The 16,573-nt window shown below is 39.6% G+C and carries 20 protein-coding genes; 4 read left to right on the top strand and 16 right to left on the bottom strand.

Features of this window, described 5'->3' with window-relative positions; translation table 11 throughout:
- Nucleotides 1–42 precede the first annotated feature (42 nt).
- The gene (locus A6J74_RS20900) at nt 43–225 is read right to left on the bottom strand and encodes a sporulation protein Cse60 (RefSeq protein WP_000621749.1); all 183 of its coding nucleotides are present in this window, start codon (nt 223–225) and stop codon (nt 43–45) included.
- Entirely contained in the window at nt 203–463 is a 261-nt protein-coding gene (locus A6J74_RS20895; RefSeq protein WP_000510186.1) for a DUF2553 family protein, read from the bottom strand. Before A6J74_RS20895 ends, A6J74_RS20900 begins: the two co-directional genes overlap by 23 nt.
- Nucleotides 464–715: 252 nt before the next feature.
- Between A6J74_RS20895 and A6J74_RS20890 the strand changes: the two genes are divergently transcribed.
- On the top strand, nt 716–1,210 hold the full coding sequence (locus A6J74_RS20890; RefSeq protein WP_000451448.1) for a CarD family transcriptional regulator: 495 nt from the start codon (nt 716–718) through the stop codon (nt 1,208–1,210).
- 71 nt (nt 1,211–1,281) lie between these two features.
- Here the strand turns inward: A6J74_RS20890 and A6J74_RS20885 are convergent, their stop codons facing one another.
- The 7 genes from A6J74_RS20885 to moeA all read right to left on the bottom strand — a co-directional run bounded on the left by A6J74_RS20885 (nt 1,282) and on the right by moeA (nt 5,958).
- Nucleotides 1,282–2,067, bottom strand: a complete 786-nt coding sequence (locus tag A6J74_RS20885) for a glucose 1-dehydrogenase (RefSeq protein ID WP_000286691.1) — start codon at nt 2,065–2,067, stop codon at nt 1,282–1,284.
- 12 nt (nt 2,068–2,079) lie between these two features.
- Nucleotides 2,080–2,937: a glucose uptake protein GlcU gene (gene glcU / locus A6J74_RS20880; protein WP_000350876.1), complete on the bottom strand. Its 858-nt coding sequence runs from the start codon at nt 2,935–2,937 to the stop codon at nt 2,080–2,082.
- Between the two features lie 33 nt (nt 2,938–2,970).
- Nucleotides 2,971–3,393 (bottom strand): DUF3888 domain-containing protein, encoded by a 423-nt coding sequence (locus tag A6J74_RS20875; protein ID WP_000717664.1) that lies wholly within the window; start codon nt 3,391–3,393, stop codon nt 2,971–2,973.
- Nucleotides 3,394–3,486: 93 nt separating this feature from the next.
- Nucleotides 3,487–3,720 (bottom strand): molybdopterin converting factor subunit 1, encoded by a 234-nt coding sequence (gene moaD / locus A6J74_RS20870; protein ID WP_000621781.1) that lies wholly within the window; start codon nt 3,718–3,720, stop codon nt 3,487–3,489.
- 2 nt (nt 3,721–3,722) lie between these two features.
- Nucleotides 3,723–4,187 (bottom strand): molybdopterin synthase catalytic subunit MoaE, encoded by a 465-nt coding sequence (gene moaE, locus A6J74_RS20865; protein ID WP_000611223.1) that lies wholly within the window; start codon nt 4,185–4,187, stop codon nt 3,723–3,725.
- Nucleotides 4,184–4,705 (bottom strand): molybdopterin-guanine dinucleotide biosynthesis protein B, encoded by a 522-nt coding sequence (gene mobB / locus A6J74_RS20860; RefSeq protein WP_002093154.1) that lies wholly within the window; start codon nt 4,703–4,705, stop codon nt 4,184–4,186. Before mobB ends, moaE begins: the two co-directional genes overlap by 4 nt.
- The gene (gene moeA, locus A6J74_RS20855; RefSeq protein WP_000229711.1) at nt 4,669–5,958 is read right to left on the bottom strand and encodes a molybdopterin molybdotransferase MoeA; all 1,290 of its coding nucleotides are present in this window, start codon (nt 5,956–5,958) and stop codon (nt 4,669–4,671) included. Before moeA ends, mobB begins: the two co-directional genes overlap by 37 nt.
- Nucleotides 5,959–6,041: 83 nt before the next feature.
- On the opposite strand from moeA, the gene moaC reads away from it, so the two are divergent.
- Nucleotides 6,042–6,527 carry a cyclic pyranopterin monophosphate synthase MoaC gene (gene moaC / locus A6J74_RS20850; RefSeq protein WP_000094155.1) on the top strand — a complete coding sequence of 162 codons (486 nt, stop codon included), beginning with the start codon at nt 6,042–6,044 and terminating at the stop codon, nt 6,525–6,527.
- A 35-nt stretch (nt 6,528–6,562) separates the two neighbouring features.
- Here the strand turns inward: moaC and A6J74_RS20845 are convergent, their stop codons facing one another.
- From A6J74_RS20845 to A6J74_RS20820, 6 genes are all read right to left on the bottom strand, one after another.
- A complete protein-coding gene (locus A6J74_RS20845; RefSeq protein ID WP_001158077.1) occupies nt 6,563–7,576 on the bottom strand; it encodes a molybdopterin-synthase adenylyltransferase MoeB in 1,014 nt (337 codons plus the stop codon).
- A gap of 16 nt (nt 7,577–7,592) precedes the next feature.
- Nucleotides 7,593–8,606, bottom strand: coding sequence for a GTP 3',8-cyclase MoaA (moaA, locus tag A6J74_RS20840; protein ID WP_001157124.1), 1,014 nt, complete (start codon nt 8,604–8,606; stop codon nt 7,593–7,595).
- A gap of 201 nt (nt 8,607–8,807) precedes the next feature.
- On the bottom strand, nt 8,808–11,669 hold the full coding sequence (locus tag A6J74_RS20835; RefSeq protein WP_000796071.1) for a BclA-related collagen-like exosporium protein: 2,862 nt from the start codon (nt 11,667–11,669) through the stop codon (nt 8,808–8,810).
- 116 nt (nt 11,670–11,785) lie between these two features.
- Nucleotides 11,786–12,109, bottom strand: a complete 324-nt coding sequence (locus tag A6J74_RS20830; protein WP_001110863.1) for a hypothetical protein — start codon at nt 12,107–12,109, stop codon at nt 11,786–11,788.
- Between the two features lie 20 nt (nt 12,110–12,129).
- A complete protein-coding gene (locus tag A6J74_RS20825) occupies nt 12,130–12,354 on the bottom strand; it encodes a spore germination protein (protein ID WP_000512461.1) in 225 nt (74 codons plus the stop codon).
- A gap of 78 nt (nt 12,355–12,432) precedes the next feature.
- The gene (locus A6J74_RS20820; protein WP_000141215.1) at nt 12,433–12,738 is read right to left on the bottom strand and encodes a rhodanese-like domain-containing protein; all 306 of its coding nucleotides are present in this window, start codon (nt 12,736–12,738) and stop codon (nt 12,433–12,435) included.
- A 199-nt stretch (nt 12,739–12,937) separates the two neighbouring features.
- Between A6J74_RS20820 and A6J74_RS20815 the strand changes: the two genes are divergently transcribed.
- Complete coding sequence (locus tag A6J74_RS20815; RefSeq protein WP_000171892.1) at nt 12,938–13,120, top strand: hypothetical protein; 183 nt, start codon at nt 12,938–12,940, stop codon at nt 13,118–13,120.
- Nucleotides 13,121–13,169: 49 nt separating this feature from the next.
- Here the strand turns inward: A6J74_RS20815 and A6J74_RS20810 are convergent, their stop codons facing one another.
- Nucleotides 13,170–14,294 carry a homoserine O-acetyltransferase family protein gene (locus A6J74_RS20810; RefSeq protein ID WP_001167598.1) on the bottom strand — a complete coding sequence of 375 codons (1,125 nt, stop codon included), beginning with the start codon at nt 14,292–14,294 and terminating at the stop codon, nt 13,170–13,172.
- Nucleotides 14,295–14,447: 153 nt separating this feature from the next.
- On the opposite strand from A6J74_RS20810, the gene A6J74_RS20805 reads away from it, so the two are divergent.
- Nucleotides 14,448–16,571, top strand: coding sequence for a spore germination protein (locus A6J74_RS20805; protein ID WP_080609579.1), 2,124 nt, complete (start codon nt 14,448–14,450; stop codon nt 16,569–16,571).
- Nucleotides 16,572–16,573: the final 2 nt, after the last annotated feature.

Genomic DNA, 16,573 nt, shown 5'->3' with positions numbered 1-16,573 from the left:
CGGGATAAAGCATAAAAAAGAGCTGGCTCACCCAGCTCTTTTTTATGCTTTATAAACAATCATTGCTGAAAAACAATAAATTTGGTTTTCATCATCGTTAATAGAAACACCAACTTGGTACTTAATATCTACAAAGTGACTATCATCAATCTTTTTCAAAAACACATTTACAGCGTCTTCTAAGTCTTTTTCGTGACTTTCATCAAACACTTTCACACGAATCATGTTCACACCATCCTAGATCGCAGCCCTCCGCCGCTTGATTATTGCCACGGTGCGTATCTATGATGCGATAAAACTTTCCATTTTCATATATATATCCGTCTTCTAACACATATTGTTTATCTTCAGTATAGACATAAAACTTACCTATCATAAATTTACTCGTATATAATTCCAAATAATTTGATCTAAATTTAGCTACAACTTTATTTGTAATATCAATTTTTATTGTGTGCCCCACCTTCTCTCCCTCCTTTGCAAAGAACGGATTTAGGTATATTGTATTAGCGATTTTACATTTTATGCTTAAAAATAAGTGGATATGCCCCTTCTTCACCCTGTACTATTTTTCTAAAAAAGTCACCTATATTTATTTCACATAAAACCATAAAAAAAGACCTTTTACATATTGACTCAAATGTATTCAATATGGTATTATATAAAATTTGACATTTTTATGAACTTATGTTATCATTAAAAGTGGTTACCACATATGGAGGTGGATGATTTGTTTCAAATTGGTGATAAAATCGTTTATCCAATGCACGGTGCAGGGATCATCGAAGCAATTGAGGAGAAAGAAATATTAGGTACTTCGCGTCAATATTGTGTGATACGCATCCTTAGTAAAGATATGCAAGTAATGCTTCCGATGGATCAATTACAAAAATCAGGTATTCGTTATATCGTCGATAAAGGTACGTTAAATGATATACTTCTTGAATTTCAAAATGGGGAATCAGACCCATCACTCTCATGGAAACAAAGATATACAATGAATATGGAAAAAATGAAAAACGGCAATCTGCAAGATAGTGCAGAAGTTGTTCGGGATTTACTTCGCCGTAATAAAGAAAGAGCATTAAATGCGAGCGAAAAACAAATGCTAGATAATGCACGTAAAATGATGATTAGTGAAGTTGCGCTCGTACAAGACGTTTCTGAACATCAAGCGACAGAATTTCTTCAAGAGACAATTAATCATTAAATTTAAAATAGCTCGCGCTATTTTTTTTTGCCAAAAAGGACAAAGAGATAAAACTCTTTGTCCTTTTCATATTATCCACGCCCAGCTTGAAAAGATGGGTATAAAGTCATTCCACCATCTGCAAATAACGTAATTCCAGTTACGTAACTCGCCTCTGATGAAGCGAGCCAAGTTGCTACTGCTGCGATTTCTTCAGGTTTTCCAATATAGCCCATCGGTATCATACTTTCTACGTCAGCACGCTGCTTTGGATCAGCAAACTTTTCAGCATTAATTGGCGTATTTATTGCACCTGGTCCAATATTATTTACTCGAATACCTTTTGGTGCATACTCTAACGCTAACGTTTCTGTCATAAGTTTAATACCGCCCTTACTTGCTGCGTAGTGCACAAATAGTGGCCACGGAATTTTCTCATGAACGCTAGACATATTAATGACAGATCCTTTAATGTCGTGTTCCACAAAATATTTAATCGCTTCACGGCTTCCTAAAAAAGCGCCTGTTAAATTTGTATTGATTACTTTATTCCAATCTTCTAACGGCATTTCATGCGACGGTACCGCGTTTTCTATTCCTGCATTATTAATCATAACGTCGAGCGTACCAAACTCTTTCACAGCAGATTGAATGAGATTCATAACATCTGCCTCGACCGTCACATCACCTTTTACAGCAATCGCTTCTCCGCCTACCTTTTTAATTTCTTCTAACACATCATTCGCTTCTGAATCTCGTGAGCGATAGTTAATAACGACCTTTGCTTTCTCCTTAGCAAACCTTACTCCCATCGCTCTTCCGAGACCCGTTGCTGATCCTGTAATAACGACGACTTTCCCTTCTAAATCACTATACATTTCAATACCTCCTTAACCTTTTGCAATTCCTAACATAATTCCAGCTGCAATAATAAAAACGATCCCAACAACGATACCTGTTAATTGACGTTTCGTTTTTCTTTCGCCTAATATAAGAATCCCGCCAAGCGTCGAAATAACAATTCCCATTTGCGATAGTGAAAAGCTTGTTGCGACTCCGACACGCGGCTGCGAAATGAATAAAAACATATTTCCAGCTGCCCAAATTAATCCTGGAACAATATTTCGTATCGCATATTTATTAAATGGATGATGTTTAAACGTAAGTAAAATACCTCCTAACACCATACCAACTGCTTGTGGTAATAAAGCCGACCAACCATCTACGTTAAATAGCCTAATAACTACTACGTAAACTAAATAACCGACTGTTGAAATTAATAAAATTATGATGCCCCTTTTAAAATTTGCTGCTTGCTCTGCATTTTTTTCTTCTTCACTTTGAAGTGACGTTAAAATAACACCGATAAGAATACAAACGAGCGCTAAAATTCCAAGGACGACTGAAATTGTCGTGGACCATTCATGAAATACGATAACGCCAAATAAAGTCGTCGCAACTAATTGCAGTCCTGTTGAAATTGGCATCGTCCTCGAAACACCCATTAAATCAATACTTTTCAATTGATTCGCCTGACCAAGTGCCCAAAATAAACCTGACACAATTCCAACTCCAATAACGGTAGGAGTTAATACTGGCTTTACAAAAATATAAACAACAATCGAGAAAATAAGTGCACCAAGCGTTGTGCCAAGCGTTTGACTATACGGTCCACCGCCCAGTTTCACGTTAAATAGCACAATACTTCCCCAAAATATAGCTGGTAAAATCGCTAAAAATATATCCATGGCTCATTACCTTTCTTTACGAAATGTCATCAGTTACCGCTCTACACTGTTAGAGTGTGCTTTCATTTTTTCTTTCGCTTGTGCGCAAACCTTTTCTGCGATCGCACTAGAAACATTTTTTTCTCTTTCCACTTTCTTGATCTTTATGTGATCTAAATTATCTTCCAAAGTAAGTGTAACTTTGTCATTTGGCGGATTATGTGCACCTTGAAAAGTAAGAAATTGTAGCGTCACTTCAAATCGAGGAACGAATTCATCTTTCTTGCCGAGACGCTTTATATTTATAACTGAATCACATTCATATTGATCTTCTGTCGCTTGCCTTATAACGGAGTAATATCGATTTAAGAGCGCACTCTCTAAAAGTTGTTCTTTCGATTCTTTCGCCAAAGAGTCGCTTGGAGAAAAGAGAAAGATAGAACATATCATCGTCATCATTACACATATTTTTTTCATAATGCCCTCCTTGTTCTATAAATTAGTGTTCTCAAAAATACCATAAAAAAACGACTTCCCCTATTTAGGAAAGTCGTTTTAATGAATCCAATATTAACCACCGCTCACCGGCGGTATGAGTGCAACAACATCACCAGATTGAATTTTATCATCTTCATTTGCGTATTCTTCATTAATTGCAACCATAATTGGCGCTGATACTGGTACATTATATTCATTGGCAACAATATCTTTTAACTCTGCAACCGTAATATTTTCTTTCTCTATTCGTAATTCACTTGTTCCTGCTTCTTCTTGCAAGTGCGCAAATAACAATACTCGAATCATACTTATAACTCCTTCCCAGGCTCTCCCGCCGGATATGGCGTTTTTTCTAATTGGTCACCAATCCACGAGTCACCATCTTCCCAAAACTCCTTTTTCCAAATGGGAACGATTTGTTTTATGCGTTCCATAATATATTCATTCGCTTCATAGGCCGCTTTACGATGCGGTGTTGAAACAGCCACAACAACCGCGATATCAGAAATTTGCAATGTACCGATGCGATGCGTGATCGCAACGTGTGTACCTGGCCATTTCTCCTTCACTTCTGAGCCGATTTTCTGTAGCATCTTTTCTGCCATCGTCTTATAAGCGACATACTCTAAGTATAATGTACGACGCCCTTTCGTAAACTCCCTAACCGTTCCAATAAACGTTGTAACAGCACCGCATTCACGGCGAATTACTTTCTTCGCTACCTCTTCAATCGAGATTTCTGTATCAATTACTTCATAATATGTATTTATCATTTCGCACTCCTAACCGTTTGTAAAAACCAGTCTATGTACAACTTTTCTTCTGTTATATGAAATACTTTATATTCTTCTCGTAAATTTACCGGCGCATTATACCACGTAATGACCGCTACTACATTTTCTACTTTATGTACAAGTTCAACGTCTTCCGCAGAACGAAGTAACACTACTTTCGGATAGTTCTCTTTTTTATAGCCCTCTATTAAAATTGTAGCCACTTCAAAAAACTCATATAAGCGAATAATTTCTTGTAAGGACCATTCCTCTCTTAACGAAGAAAGTGAAAGTAATCCCGCACCTTCTACACTACTTACGACAGCACCGGCTTTTCTGTGTCTTTCACTATCTTTTTGTGCTACTTCTGGAAAACCTCCGTGCCCGTGATGTTTAATTGTAGCAACTTTCATTTCGCTTTCGGCTAAAGCATGCACAACTTTCTCTACAAGTGTTGTTTTCCCGCTATTTTGATACCCTACTATTTGTATGATTGAAGAGGCTTTTCCCAAGGCCAATCACATCCCTCCGAATGCTCTAACAATAATACGGATACTTTCATCCCTGCCTCAAATCCTCTCGTTCCTCCAGGCAACACGATAAACGCATTTGCATCCGCAAGTGAAGATACCGCACTCGATTTATCTAAACCGACCGGCATCGCTTGTAATGCCCCATCCACGATCGTCACGTTTGCTCTTACGAAACGAGTAAATGGATTTGGCTTTGGAAAATCTTTTTGTAAAATAGCATCAGCTCTATATACGTGAGGCTCCTTCGCATACAAATACGTTTTTATAATCGGATGCACAAATAATTCAAAGCCTACATAACAAGCAGACGGATTCCCTGATAAACCGAAAAGTAACTTTCCATCAACTTCAGCTACTGTCGTTACACTTCCTGGTCTCATCGCTATTTTATTAAAGAGGACATTCGCCTGTAATCTTTCATATATAGCTGGTAAGTAGTCATAATCTCCTACCGAAACACCGCCTGTTGTAATTAAAATATCAACCTCATCCATCGCCGATTGAACAGCTGTAAAACATGCATCTAGCTCATCAGCCAGTTGGCCATAATATCGGACCTTTCCACCAGCTTTCATAATTTGAGCGGCAATCATATAAGAGTTACTGTTTCTAATCTTTCCTGGTTCTAACGACTCGTGTACTTCTAGTAATTCACTCCCTGTCGTTACAATACCGACAACAGGCTGTTTTACAACTTTCACAGTACTATATCCAAACGTCGCTAATAGCGCAGCAACACCTGGATTAATTGCAACACCTTTCTTAACGAGAACTTGATTTTGTTTTATATCTTCTCCTTTAAATGACACATTGTCACCACTATTAAAAGGACGCTTTAACCTCATATATGTTTTTCCGTTCTTCTCAAATCCTTCTGTCAGTTCTAGCATTACGACTGCATTGCAATTCTCTGGAATAGCTGCTCCCGTCATAATACGAACTGCTTCAAAAGAACCTACCTCTTTTACAAAAACAGACCCCGCTCCAATTTCTCCTATCACTTCAAATTCAACTGGATTCTCTTGATTCGCTTCTTTCGTATCTTCTGCTCGAATTGCGAAACCATCGTAAGGAGAACGATCAAAATGAGGAACGTCATGATCTGAGACAACACCTTCCCCAAGAATTCTCCCGTAACTTTCCGTAATAGAAACTTCTTCTACTTCACCATGCTTCGCATATTTCATTACCCGCTCTACTGCCTCAGCAACTTGAATTGGAATTCGTTTTTCTACCATCGTTTCTCACCTCATATTTGCAATTTTTTTTATCTCGATTAAACTTTATATATTAAACAGAAATTACTTCAAGGAGGAATTCCATGTCTTCATTCACACACTTTAATGACCAAGGACGCGCGAAGATGGTTGATATAAGCGACAAAAAAACAACCGTTCGAACAGCAATTGCGTGCTCTAGCATTGTAGTTACGAAAGAAATTTACGATAAAATCTCTCACAATGAAATTGGGAAAGGTGACGTATTAGCAGTTGCCCAAATCGCAGGCATTATGGCTGCAAAACGCACTTCTGATATTATCCCAATGTGCCATCCTTTATTATTAAAAGGTGTTGACGTTTCTTTCGATTGGCAACAATCAAATGAACAATATCGATTACTTATTGAAGTAAAAGTTAAAACAGAAGGTAGCACTGGCGTTGAAATGGAAGCTTTAACAGCTGCTTCTGCTACGGCTCTTACCGTGTATGATATGTGTAAAGCTGTTGATAAAAGTATGATTATTGGTGAAACGTACTTACTTGAAAAAACAGGTGGAAAAAGTGGCGATTATACGAGAAATTCGTAATCCTCTCCGTTGAACCTAAAGGATTTCCTTTAGGTTCAACCTATATATCTTGCATATAAACTTTTCGCTACATTCATATCATTTGTCCCATGAATAAACGCCCTACCATCTGTAAATAGAACAAATCGATATTCTTCTATCGGGAATGATAATAAATAAGGTGTTGCCTTTACCTCTACACTTTTTTGTAAGCGCTTTTTAGTTTCTTCTAAATTAAAATCTTTCCGCATCCCTGGACGAATTTGTACTGTATTCCGCCCACATAACACTTCCGTTTTCGTTTGTGCTTCAAATGTTAAACTCGGATATGTACGTAATCTTCCACAAGATAAACACGTATCTTTTTTCTGCCTATTCACTTTAAATGCCATCTGCTGATTATTCCAAAGGTCAAACGATAGCATCGTTTCACGAAGCGCACCAAAGTCTTCTACTAATATTTTCAACGCTTCTGTTATTTGATGCGCAACTACTAACTGCACCGCTGGCTGTATAATACCAACTGTATCACATGTTGCTCCACTCGCCGGATGCTCCATTAAACAGCGGAAACACGGTGTTTTCCCTGGTAAAATTGTATAAGTCACTCCGTAACTTCCGACACAACCACCATATATCCACGGAATATTATACTTTTGTGAAATATCATTAATGAGAAGACGCGTTTCAAAATTATCTGTCGCATCTAATATTAAGTCTACACTATTCACTAGTTCTTCCATTTCTTGCACCGTTACATCAGTTACAACTGGATTAATTTCCACCTCAGAATTAATCGCTTTTAAATGTTCTGCTGCCGCTACCGCCTTCGGTTTATACTGCTTTGCATCTTCTTCTGTATATAATTGTTGTCTTTGTAAATTGCTCCATTCTACATAATCGCGATCTGCAATCGTTACTTTTCCAACACCTGCTCTAACAATCGCTTCTGCATTTGCCGCACCTAGGGCACCAGCGCCGATAATAAGCACATGCTTCTCTCTTATTTTTCGCTGCCCTTCTTCTCCAACACCAGGAAATAATATTTGTCTTGAATATCGCTCCTGCATACGATAGCCCCCTTCCTTATCCTCCTATATAAGACATTTCAATTTTCGGACGATTTTTTGCACTTTCTTCTGTCCGTTCATCTGAATATCTATCTTTTCTATTCATCCATACATCTTGTATAACATGTAATAGCTCTTCATCCGAAAGATTATCTCTAAGAAGTTCCTTTATATCCAATCCTTCCGTCGCAAACAAACAAGTATAGAACTTTCCATCCGCCGAAATTCTCGCTCTCGTACAAGAAGAACAAAACGACTCAGAAACAGAAGTAATAAAACCGACCTCTACATTTGTTCCAACATACCGATATCGTTTCGCAACTTCACCAAAATAATGCGCTTCAGCTTGCTCAAGCGGATACACTCCATGAATTGTCTCAATTAATTCCCGCTTCGTAACTACTTGATCAAAATTCCATCCATTCGTACTACCAACGTCCATAAACTCAATAAATCTAAGCGTGATTCCTTGTTCTTTAAAATATGCAGCCATCGGTAGTACTTGATGATCGTTCATCCCTTTTTTCACAACCATATTTACTTTTACTTCAAGCCCTGCCTCTTTTGCTGCTATAATGCCCTTAATCACAGGTTTCGTATTAATATTTCGACCATTAATATTTCTAAATGTATCATCATCTATCGCATCTAAACTAACATTCACTCTATGTAATCCAGCTTCTTTTAATGCCTTCGCTTGCTTCGTTAAATGAATTGCATTTGTCGTTAACCCTATATCTACTAGCCCGTCAATTTTCACGAGACGTGCAATAAGTTTTGTTAAATCTTTACGAAGCAGTGGTTCGCCACCAGTAAGTCTAATTTTTCGTACACCGATGCTAACAAACACTTTTGCCAAACGTTCAATTTCATCAAACGTCAGTAAAAACTCATCTTTCAAAAAAGCATAATCAGGCCCAAATACTTCTGCTGGCATACAATATGTACATCTAAAATTGCAACGATCAATGACAGATATGCGTAAATCTTGAAGTGGGCGTCCAAAAAAGTCTTTAACCATCTCCTGCATCGCCACCCTCCCTTTCTGCCAAATTTCTTTCTTTTCATTCTATTATAATATATTTTCGAACTGCGATGTTTTTGCTAAGGTGAATAAAGTGAAACTTTAAACAATAGGAAGTTATCCATTCCCCTCTGATTAGCGAGAGTTACTCTCAAATACTGGGATAAAAAAACCTTGAAACATAAAAGTTCCAAGGTTTTCTACTTATTAGCTTAATCTAATAATCGTTAGAGTAGCTCCTGGCGTTGCCGTAGATAATGTAGCCAGTGCAACTACTCCAAATAATTGCAAACTAACGGCAGCTCCAGCAGGCAAATTAGCAATTATTGTTGCACTAAATGAACCAGTAGCCACTGCTGGGGAGTTTATCGTTCCCGCAAGCGGACTTCCATTTACAGTTATACGCGAACTTACAAGTAATCCTGCTGTTAAATTAATTGTATAGGCTATATAATAATTCCCTGCATTGGCAACTGTAAATACAGTATTTCCACCACTAACGGTTATTCCTGGTCCAATATTTTGATTGTTTGGTAATGGGATATTTGTACCGCCTAATAAAACAGAAATAACACTTCCTGATGTATTATTCGCAAATGCATACGTTGCAGTTGTACTAACTCCAGTCACCCCGGTCGCTCCAGTGGCTCCGGTTGCTCCAGCTCCGGTTGGGCCTGTTGGACCTTGGATTCCTTGTGAACCTGCTGGACCCGTATCACCAGTTGAACCTTGTGAACCGGTTACTCCCGTGGCTCCGGTTGGACCTTGAATTCCTTGCGGGCCTTGAATTCCTTGTAGCCCTGTTGCTCCGGTTGCTCCGGTCGCTCCCGTGACTCCCGTTGGTCCTTGAATTCCCTGTGGGCCTTGCGCTCCTGTTGCACCCGTGTCCCCGGTTGGGCCTTGTGGACCTTGTAAGCCTTGCACTCCTTGAGGACCTGTTGGACCTATTTCCCCTTGCACTCCTTGTATTCCAGTTGGGCCTTGTGGACCGGTCGGACCTTGGATTCCTTGTATCCCTTGAATTCCCTGTGGTCCTTGTGCTCCCGTCGCCCCGGTTACTCCTTGTATCCCTTGTAGACCTTGTTCTCCTTGAATTCCTTGTGGTCCAGTTGGCCCTTGAATTCCTTGAGGACCTTGTATTCCTTGTGGACCTTGATCTCCCGTCGCCCCAGTTACTCCTTGTATCCCTTGTGGACCTTGAATTCCTTGCGGGCCTGTTGGACCTATTTCTCCTTGCACACCTTGTATTCCTTGTGGACCCTGTAAACCCGTCACTCCGGTTGCTCCCGTTTCTCCTGTCGCTCCTGTCACTCCAACCGGCCCTGTCGCTCCGGTATCTCCGGTTGCCCCTGTCGAACCGGTTGCTCCGGTCGGTCCAGGTGGCCCACCGGATGGACCTGTCACTCCTGTCGGACCTGATGGTCCCGTTGGGCCAGTCGGTCCTGCTGGTCCTCCTGAAGGTCCCGTTACCCCTGTTGGACCTGTTGTTCCAGTTGGACCTGTAGTTCCTTCCCCTGTCGCCCCAGTTGCTCCCGTATCTCCTGTCGCTCCCGTCGGACCTTGTATCCCTTGAATTCCTTGTGGTCCTTGCACTCCTTGTGCACCTGTTGCTCCTTGAATCCCTTGAATTCCTTGCACTCCCTGTGGCCCCATCGGACCTGTTGGACCAATTGCCCCTTGAGCACCTTGCACTCCTTGCGGGCCCTCTGGACCGGTTGCTCCTATTTCCCCTTGTATCCCTTGAATTCCGGTTGCTCCTTGTGCTCCTGTTGCTCCCGTTATCCCTTGCACACCTTGTATTCCCTGTATTCCTTGTGGGCCTTGTGGGCCCGTTGCTCCTACCGGTCCTTGTATGCCTTGTATCCCCTGTGGCCCCTCTGGACCCGTTGCTCCAACTGGACCTGGCACTCCTTGTATTCCTTGCGGGCCTTGAAGTCCCTCTGGGCCTTCTGGACCTGTTGGGCCTATCTCACCCATCGGACCTTGTATCCCTTGAACTCCTTGTGGTCCCGTTGCTCCTGATGGACCTGGTACTCCTTGTATACCTTGTGGACCTTGATCTCCTGTTACTCCTGTTACACCTTGAGGTCCTATAGCTCCCTGTATACCTTGTGGGCCTTGATCTCCGGTTGCTCCCGTTATTCCTTGAATCCCCTGAACACCTTGGATCCCTTGCTCACCAGTTACTCCCGTCGGACCAGGAATACCTTGAATTCCCTGTGGCCCTTCTGGACCTGTTGGGCCAATTGGCCCTTGAATTCCTTGTATCCCTTGTAGCCCCTGCGCACCTGTTTCTCCTGTACTTCCTGTCGGACCGGTTAGCCCCTGACCTGTTGCTCCAGTATTTCCAGTTGCTCCTGTTGGTCCTGTCACCCCTGTACTTCCACTCGGTCCACCCCCAGGACCTGTTGCTCCTGTCGGGCCAGTTGGACCTGGAGGGCCTCCTGAAGGTCCAGTTATCCCTGTTGGACCTGTTATTCCTGTCGGGCCTGTAATCCCTTGACCTGTTGCTCCTGTTGTTCCCGTACTTCCACTCGGTCCCTCTGTCCCTTGGATTCCTTGCACTCCTTGAATCCCTTGTGGACCTGTTGCTCCCGGTATCCCTTGCACTCCTTGGATTCCTTGAGAACCCTCAGGTCCGGTAGCTCCAATCGGACCCTGTAATCCCTGTACACCCTGTATCCCTTGTACTCCAATCGGACCTGTTGGACCAATGGGCCCTTGTAATCCTTGCACACCCTGTAAACCTGTCGCTCCAGTTTCTCCTTGTGGACCTCTCAATCCTTGTGGCCCCTGCTGTCCTTCTGGTCCAGTTGCACCTATTGGCCCAACTGATCCTTGTATCCCTTGCACACCTTGAGGTCCTGTCGGGCCCATCTCCCCCATCGGACCTTGTAATCCTCTTGGTCCTTGAGGTCCTGTTGGGCCTTGTGGACCGGTTGGACCAGTAATCCCTATACCTGTAAATCCAGTTGGAACAGGGGGAAAAGTAGGCCCAATAAGTTCGGGTGGAATTCTAAAATTAGAGCTTAACGAATTTTGCTTCCGATTATTATCACGATTCTTCACACTTTCACCACCTACAAACCGTCTTTTTCATAATAAATAAGCCTCTTCTTAATCTATTTACAAAAATAATTTCCAAGACTATTTTTATTTTAAATAATAAAAACTCCCTTAATTCCTTAAGGGAGTCCAGCAATTGAATCCATATTATCTGTATTCGGGACAGCTTGCGCTATACTCGATGCATTTACACTTTGCCCCATATTTGTTCCTGTTACAGTACCAGCAGGAGTACCTCGTGTATATGTTGTCGTCACAGAATCACCCGGCTGTAAACAAAGCTTCGTCTCTGTTCCTATTACTGTAACAACATCAATCCAAGTACACCCCATTGAACCACTATACGATTTCGTAGCAGTAAATGAAGTATCACTCAAATTGTCACCTGTAAATATATTCCCAGTATTATTAACAATAACAAACTCTTTTATATGCGCAGGCATAATTACACTCTACCTTTCCTCTACGAACCTAATGTACGTGTGCTCGTTGCTAATGGCGGAAGGAATACTGATGTTCTAATCACCGCTTCTGGCTGCCTTTTTCCATTTAAAAAAATAGCCGCACTCGATCCTCCAGCACCCGCGTATATTTTCGCTACAGCTAAAGGTGAGATATCATAACAGTCGCCGACATTAACAGCTCCTGTATTATTAATAATTTTTACTTTACGCAAATTAATCCCCATTTCCCCCTCCTCCTTTTGTATACTGTATGCAAAAGAAAAAAACTTGAAACAGACTCGTTTCAAGTTTTTAGTAATTAACTATTTCATTTCGCCTTCATATTGAAGCATACCGCCAACCATATTCACTGTTTTAAATCCTTGCTCATTTAAATAATGGCATACATTCTCACTGCGCATTCCCGAACGGCAAATAAAGATATATTCATTCTCTTTATTAAAGAAGTCTACTTTATTTGGGATATCACCCATTTTAATATGTACCGCTTCTGGAATTTTCCCTGCTGCTACTTCTTCATCTTCCCTTACATCTACTAAAAATAACGTTTCTCCATTTTCTAAACGTTCTTGTACTTCTTCTGTTGTAATTGTTTTTACTTCTGTCATATGTCGTTCCTCCTTATATACAATAAAACCTTTCGTTTCTTCTTTAAACAACCATTTCTAATCAATTTTAGCATGCAAAAGAAGGAACGCAAAGAATGGAGAATTTATTTCTCAATTTCTCCGTAAAACTTATTCTTTACAAACATCTCTATCGCATTGTATCCTCAATATACTTGTTTTATGAAAGGAGTCGATTAAAATGACACTTTTTCTTTTCATTATGAGCATTATTTTTTTAACCGCCGCAATTATTGTACTCAGCATGAAAAATAATAAAAAGTTAAAATCTCCCCAAGAAATGTCATTCTTATTTCTATTACTTAGTATAGCGTTCTTCGGTATAGCAATCGCTACATATATTTTCCGTCTACAAATCATGTAAAAAAAGGTGCCTACTACACATATTGCACCTTTTTCACATCATTTATTTTCTACACAAAACTAGACACTTTCCGATTTAAAAATTCATAAACTTTCTTTTCAAATAAATGGATATCTAACGCTCCTGCCATATGCCCATTTATACTTTCTATTTCATAGACCTCCGCATACTTCCCTTGTTTTTGCAAAATGTCTACCATTTTATAATTGTAACGAGACGGCTGAAGTAAATCTTGTTTACACGGAATCATAAGTACATTCGCTTTTATTTTAGAAAGAGCCTCTTCCAAAGAAGAAAATCCATGCGCAATATCATGCAATAAAACTGCTTTCGCAGTGTACATCCACGAATTTGCATCTACTAACTCTATACTTTTGTATGTCACTTTATTTATCTCTTTCTCAAATGATGTTAATGTAGAAAACTTTTCATAAGGTTCTACCTCAATACTGTTACGAGGAAATTCCGTTTCATAAAAATGCTCATCAAAAGCGTTCATAAACATCATTCTGTTTGCTAAATGAAGCCCCTGCATTGGCTGTGTTTCTCCATATTTCCCGCCCTTCCAACTTGGATCTAGTTGAATTGCTTCAATCGCATTTTGCGCTACATTTACTGACGTTATAATTGGATTTTGCGGGTTCGTAATAACGCCAATCATTCGCTCTACCATATGAGAGTAGTGAACAGCCCATTGCTGCGCAATCATTCCACCCGCCGACGGCCCTATTACAGCATGTAACCTTGAGATTCCCATATTTTTTATTAACTCATATTGTATACGAGCTACATCAAGAAAGGTAAACACAGGGAAATCCATAACATACTCTTCCCCTGTTTCTGGATTAATCGACTTCGGTCCCGTTGTAATTACATACGGGTTCTTCACCTGTACATTACAAAGATTATCAGTACATATAACAAAATATTTATTTGTATCAATCGCTTTTCCAGGTCCAATTAGCCCAGCCCACCAACCAGACTCCTCATCATGCACAGTATATTTTCCTGCTGCATGACTTGTTGCACTAAAATAATGACAAACCAAAATGGCATTTGACCTTTCTCTATTTAAAATACCATACGTCTCATATCCCATTTGAACAGGAATTTCCCTACCATTTTCAAATGTAAACTCATTTAATGCAAACTTCTCTTTTTTTACAATTTGCACAGACTCTCCCTCTTCCCGTTATAGTATGAACTGCTTACTAAAGTTTTTTTTCTATGCAAATCAATCTCCTTCTTCTTTTCATAAATAAATGAATAATATACAAAATTAGCCACAAAATAGCACTATATTACAAAAATCAAAGAGGGCATACATATGATTTGGAATTGGCTACGTAAGAAAAAAAAATCAAATTCAACAGAGACAAAAGAAGCAGATAACCCGAAGCAGCAGCCTAGTAATCAAGAGATTGTGAACAAAGATCAGACTAGAAGTATGAAACATAATAAAGGTGATAGTAGCGAGCAAAAAAACTCGAAACAAGATGATTACTCTCATAAGAAACAGCAAAATTCTAAAAAAGATGATTCTTCTCATGAGAAACAGCAAAATTCGAAACAAGACGATTCCTCTCATGAGAAACAACAAAACTCGAAACAAGACGATTCCTCTCATGAGAAACAACAAAATTCTAAGCAAGACGACTCTTCTCATGAGAAACAACAAAACTCGAAACAAGACGATTCCTCTCATGAGAAACAACAAAATTCTAAGCAAGACGACTCTTCTCATGAGAAACAACAAAATCCTAAACAAGACGACTCTTCTCATGAGAAACAACAAAATTCTAAACAAGACGACTCTTCTCATGAGGAACAGCAAAACTTGAAACAAGACGATTCCTCTCATAAGAAACAACAAAATTCTAAACAAGACGAAGCTTCTCATGAGAAACAGCAAAACTCGAAACAAAATGATTCTTCTCAGAATAAACAACAAAGCTCTGGAAGTAATAGTATTTATGATTTTTCGAAGCCAGAAAAAGACCGTATTCATTCACTACAAGATTTAATAGAGAAGCTCAAGAAGTCTAGTGATTTTGTTAATTATCACACATCTGATGATGAAACGATGCCATATTGGATTTCTTACTATCGTCCTTCACTTGATGGGGAGAAATTGCAAAAGTATTTAATGCCTACTCTTTTGGAACGACCTAATGCTTCACTAGAAGAACTGAAGGAACATATTCCGATGAGTGGTATCACAATTACGAATGACTTACAAAAAATTGAGGACATGGTTTTAAAAGGACATGCAATTATTCAATTGAAGCAGCAAGATCAAAAATGTATGCTTGCAAACATTGCAATTGATAATTATCGTGCACCAACCCCTCCTTTAAACGAATCAACTGTTATTGGGCCACAAGAAGGTTTCGTAGAGGATATTGATACAAACATTAATTTAGTTCGAAAACGTCTTCCTGTTTTAGATTTACAAACAAAAGAAATGATTATCGGCGAGTTTTCCAAAACAAAAGTTGTCATGATGTATTTAGACAACCTCGCTGAAAAAGATAATGTTGATTTTCTCGAGGAATCATTACGCGCTCTTGAATATGATCAAATTAATGATAGTGCTTATATACAAGAATTGATGGGTGAAAAATCGATTTTCCCTCTCTATATCAATACAGAACGCACTGATAGAGTTACAAAAGCACTCATTGATGGAAAAATCGCTATTTTTGTTGATGGTTCTCCAAGCGTGCTACTTACTCCAGTATCCTATTTCGATTTTTTCATTTCACCAGAAGACTATAACGTCTCCTGGCTGTACGCTACATTTTCAAGGATTTTAAGATTAATCGCCGTTCTATTTTCAATCTGCGCTACACCGTTATACGTTGCAGTCTTAAATTATCATTATGAACTCATTCCAAGTGACTTACTTGAAACTTTGATTTTATCAAGGGCACAAGTACCGTTTCCACCTTTAATTGAAGCGCTCTTTTTAGAACTTGCAATCGATTTATTAAGAGAAGCTGGTGCAAGGTTACCGATGAAGGTCGGTCAAACACTCGGTATTGTAGGCGGTATCGTAATCGGGCAAGCCTCTGTACAAGCTGGTTTAACGAGTAATATTTTATTAATTATCGTTGCACTATCAGCACTCGCTTCCTTTATTACACCTATTTATAAAATGGGTAACGCTGTTCGATTACTACGCTTCCCGTTTCTCATATTTGCAGAAATAGGTGGACTTTTCGGTATTTCTCTTGGATTTATCTTTTTATTTACTCATCTATTTAGACTTACTTCCTTACGTAAGCCATACGCTTTATTTTACCCGACAAGGCAACAATCAGTTAAAGATTCTTGGATTCGTTTCCCTTTAACAATGATTGATACAAGAGATGTGCAAGCAAGACCACAACATGTAAAAAAAGCAGCGAAAGGAATTTCAACAAAACATAGATCGGACTTCGATGATTAAGA

This window comes from Bacillus sp. FDAARGOS_235, from assembly GCF_002073415.2.
Lineage (GTDB): Bacteria > Bacillota > Bacilli > Bacillales > Bacillaceae_G > Bacillus_A > Bacillus_A toyonensis.
The sequence above is the reverse complement of the archived record's forward strand: the minus strand, read 5'-3'. Positions and strand labels throughout refer to the sequence as shown.

What these genes read in the sequence shown, in the direction of transcription:
- moaA (WP_001157124.1), bottom strand. Translation starts at nt 8,606, where the DNA reads ATGCAGGAGATGGTTAAAGACTTTTTTGGACGCCCACTTCAAGATTTA.
- A6J74_RS20885 (WP_000286691.1), bottom strand. Translation starts at nt 2,067, where the DNA reads ATGTATAGTGATTTAGAAGGGAAAGTCGTCGTTATTACAGGATCAGCA.
- A6J74_RS20815 (WP_000171892.1), top strand. Translation starts at nt 12,938, where the DNA reads ATGACACTTTTTCTTTTCATTATGAGCATTATTTTTTTAACCGCCGCA.
- moaC (WP_000094155.1), top strand. Translation starts at nt 6,042, where the DNA reads ATGTCTTCATTCACACACTTTAATGACCAAGGACGCGCGAAGATGGTT.
- A6J74_RS20830 (WP_001110863.1), bottom strand. Translation starts at nt 12,109, where the DNA reads ATGCCTGCGCATATAAAAGAGTTTGTTATTGTTAATAATACTGGGAAT.
- A6J74_RS20875 (WP_000717664.1), bottom strand. Translation starts at nt 3,393, where the DNA reads ATGAAAAAAATATGTGTAATGATGACGATGATATGTTCTATCTTTCTC.
- A6J74_RS20805 (WP_080609579.1), top strand. Translation starts at nt 14,448, where the DNA reads ATGATTTGGAATTGGCTACGTAAGAAAAAAAAATCAAATTCAACAGAG.
- moaE (WP_000611223.1), bottom strand. Translation starts at nt 4,187, where the DNA reads ATGATAAATACATATTATGAAGTAATTGATACAGAAATCTCGATTGAA.
- A6J74_RS20845 (WP_001158077.1), bottom strand. Translation starts at nt 7,576, where the DNA reads ATGCAGGAGCGATATTCAAGACAAATATTATTTCCTGGTGTTGGAGAA.
- A6J74_RS20820 (WP_000141215.1), bottom strand. Translation starts at nt 12,738, where the DNA reads ATGACAGAAGTAAAAACAATTACAACAGAAGAAGTACAAGAACGTTTA.
- A6J74_RS20825 (WP_000512461.1), bottom strand. Translation starts at nt 12,354, where the DNA reads ATGGGGATTAATTTGCGTAAAGTAAAAATTATTAATAATACAGGAGCT.
- moeA (WP_000229711.1), bottom strand. Translation starts at nt 5,958, where the DNA reads ATGGTAGAAAAACGAATTCCAATTCAAGTTGCTGAGGCAGTAGAGCGG.
- A6J74_RS20900 (WP_000621749.1), bottom strand. Translation starts at nt 225, where the DNA reads ATGATTCGTGTGAAAGTGTTTGATGAAAGTCACGAAAAAGACTTAGAA.
- moaD (WP_000621781.1), bottom strand. Translation starts at nt 3,720, where the DNA reads ATGATTCGAGTATTGTTATTTGCGCACTTGCAAGAAGAAGCAGGAACA.
- A6J74_RS20890 (WP_000451448.1), top strand. Translation starts at nt 716, where the DNA reads ATGGAGGTGGATGATTTGTTTCAAATTGGTGATAAAATCGTTTATCCA.
- glcU (WP_000350876.1), bottom strand. Translation starts at nt 2,937, where the DNA reads ATGGATATATTTTTAGCGATTTTACCAGCTATATTTTGGGGAAGTATT.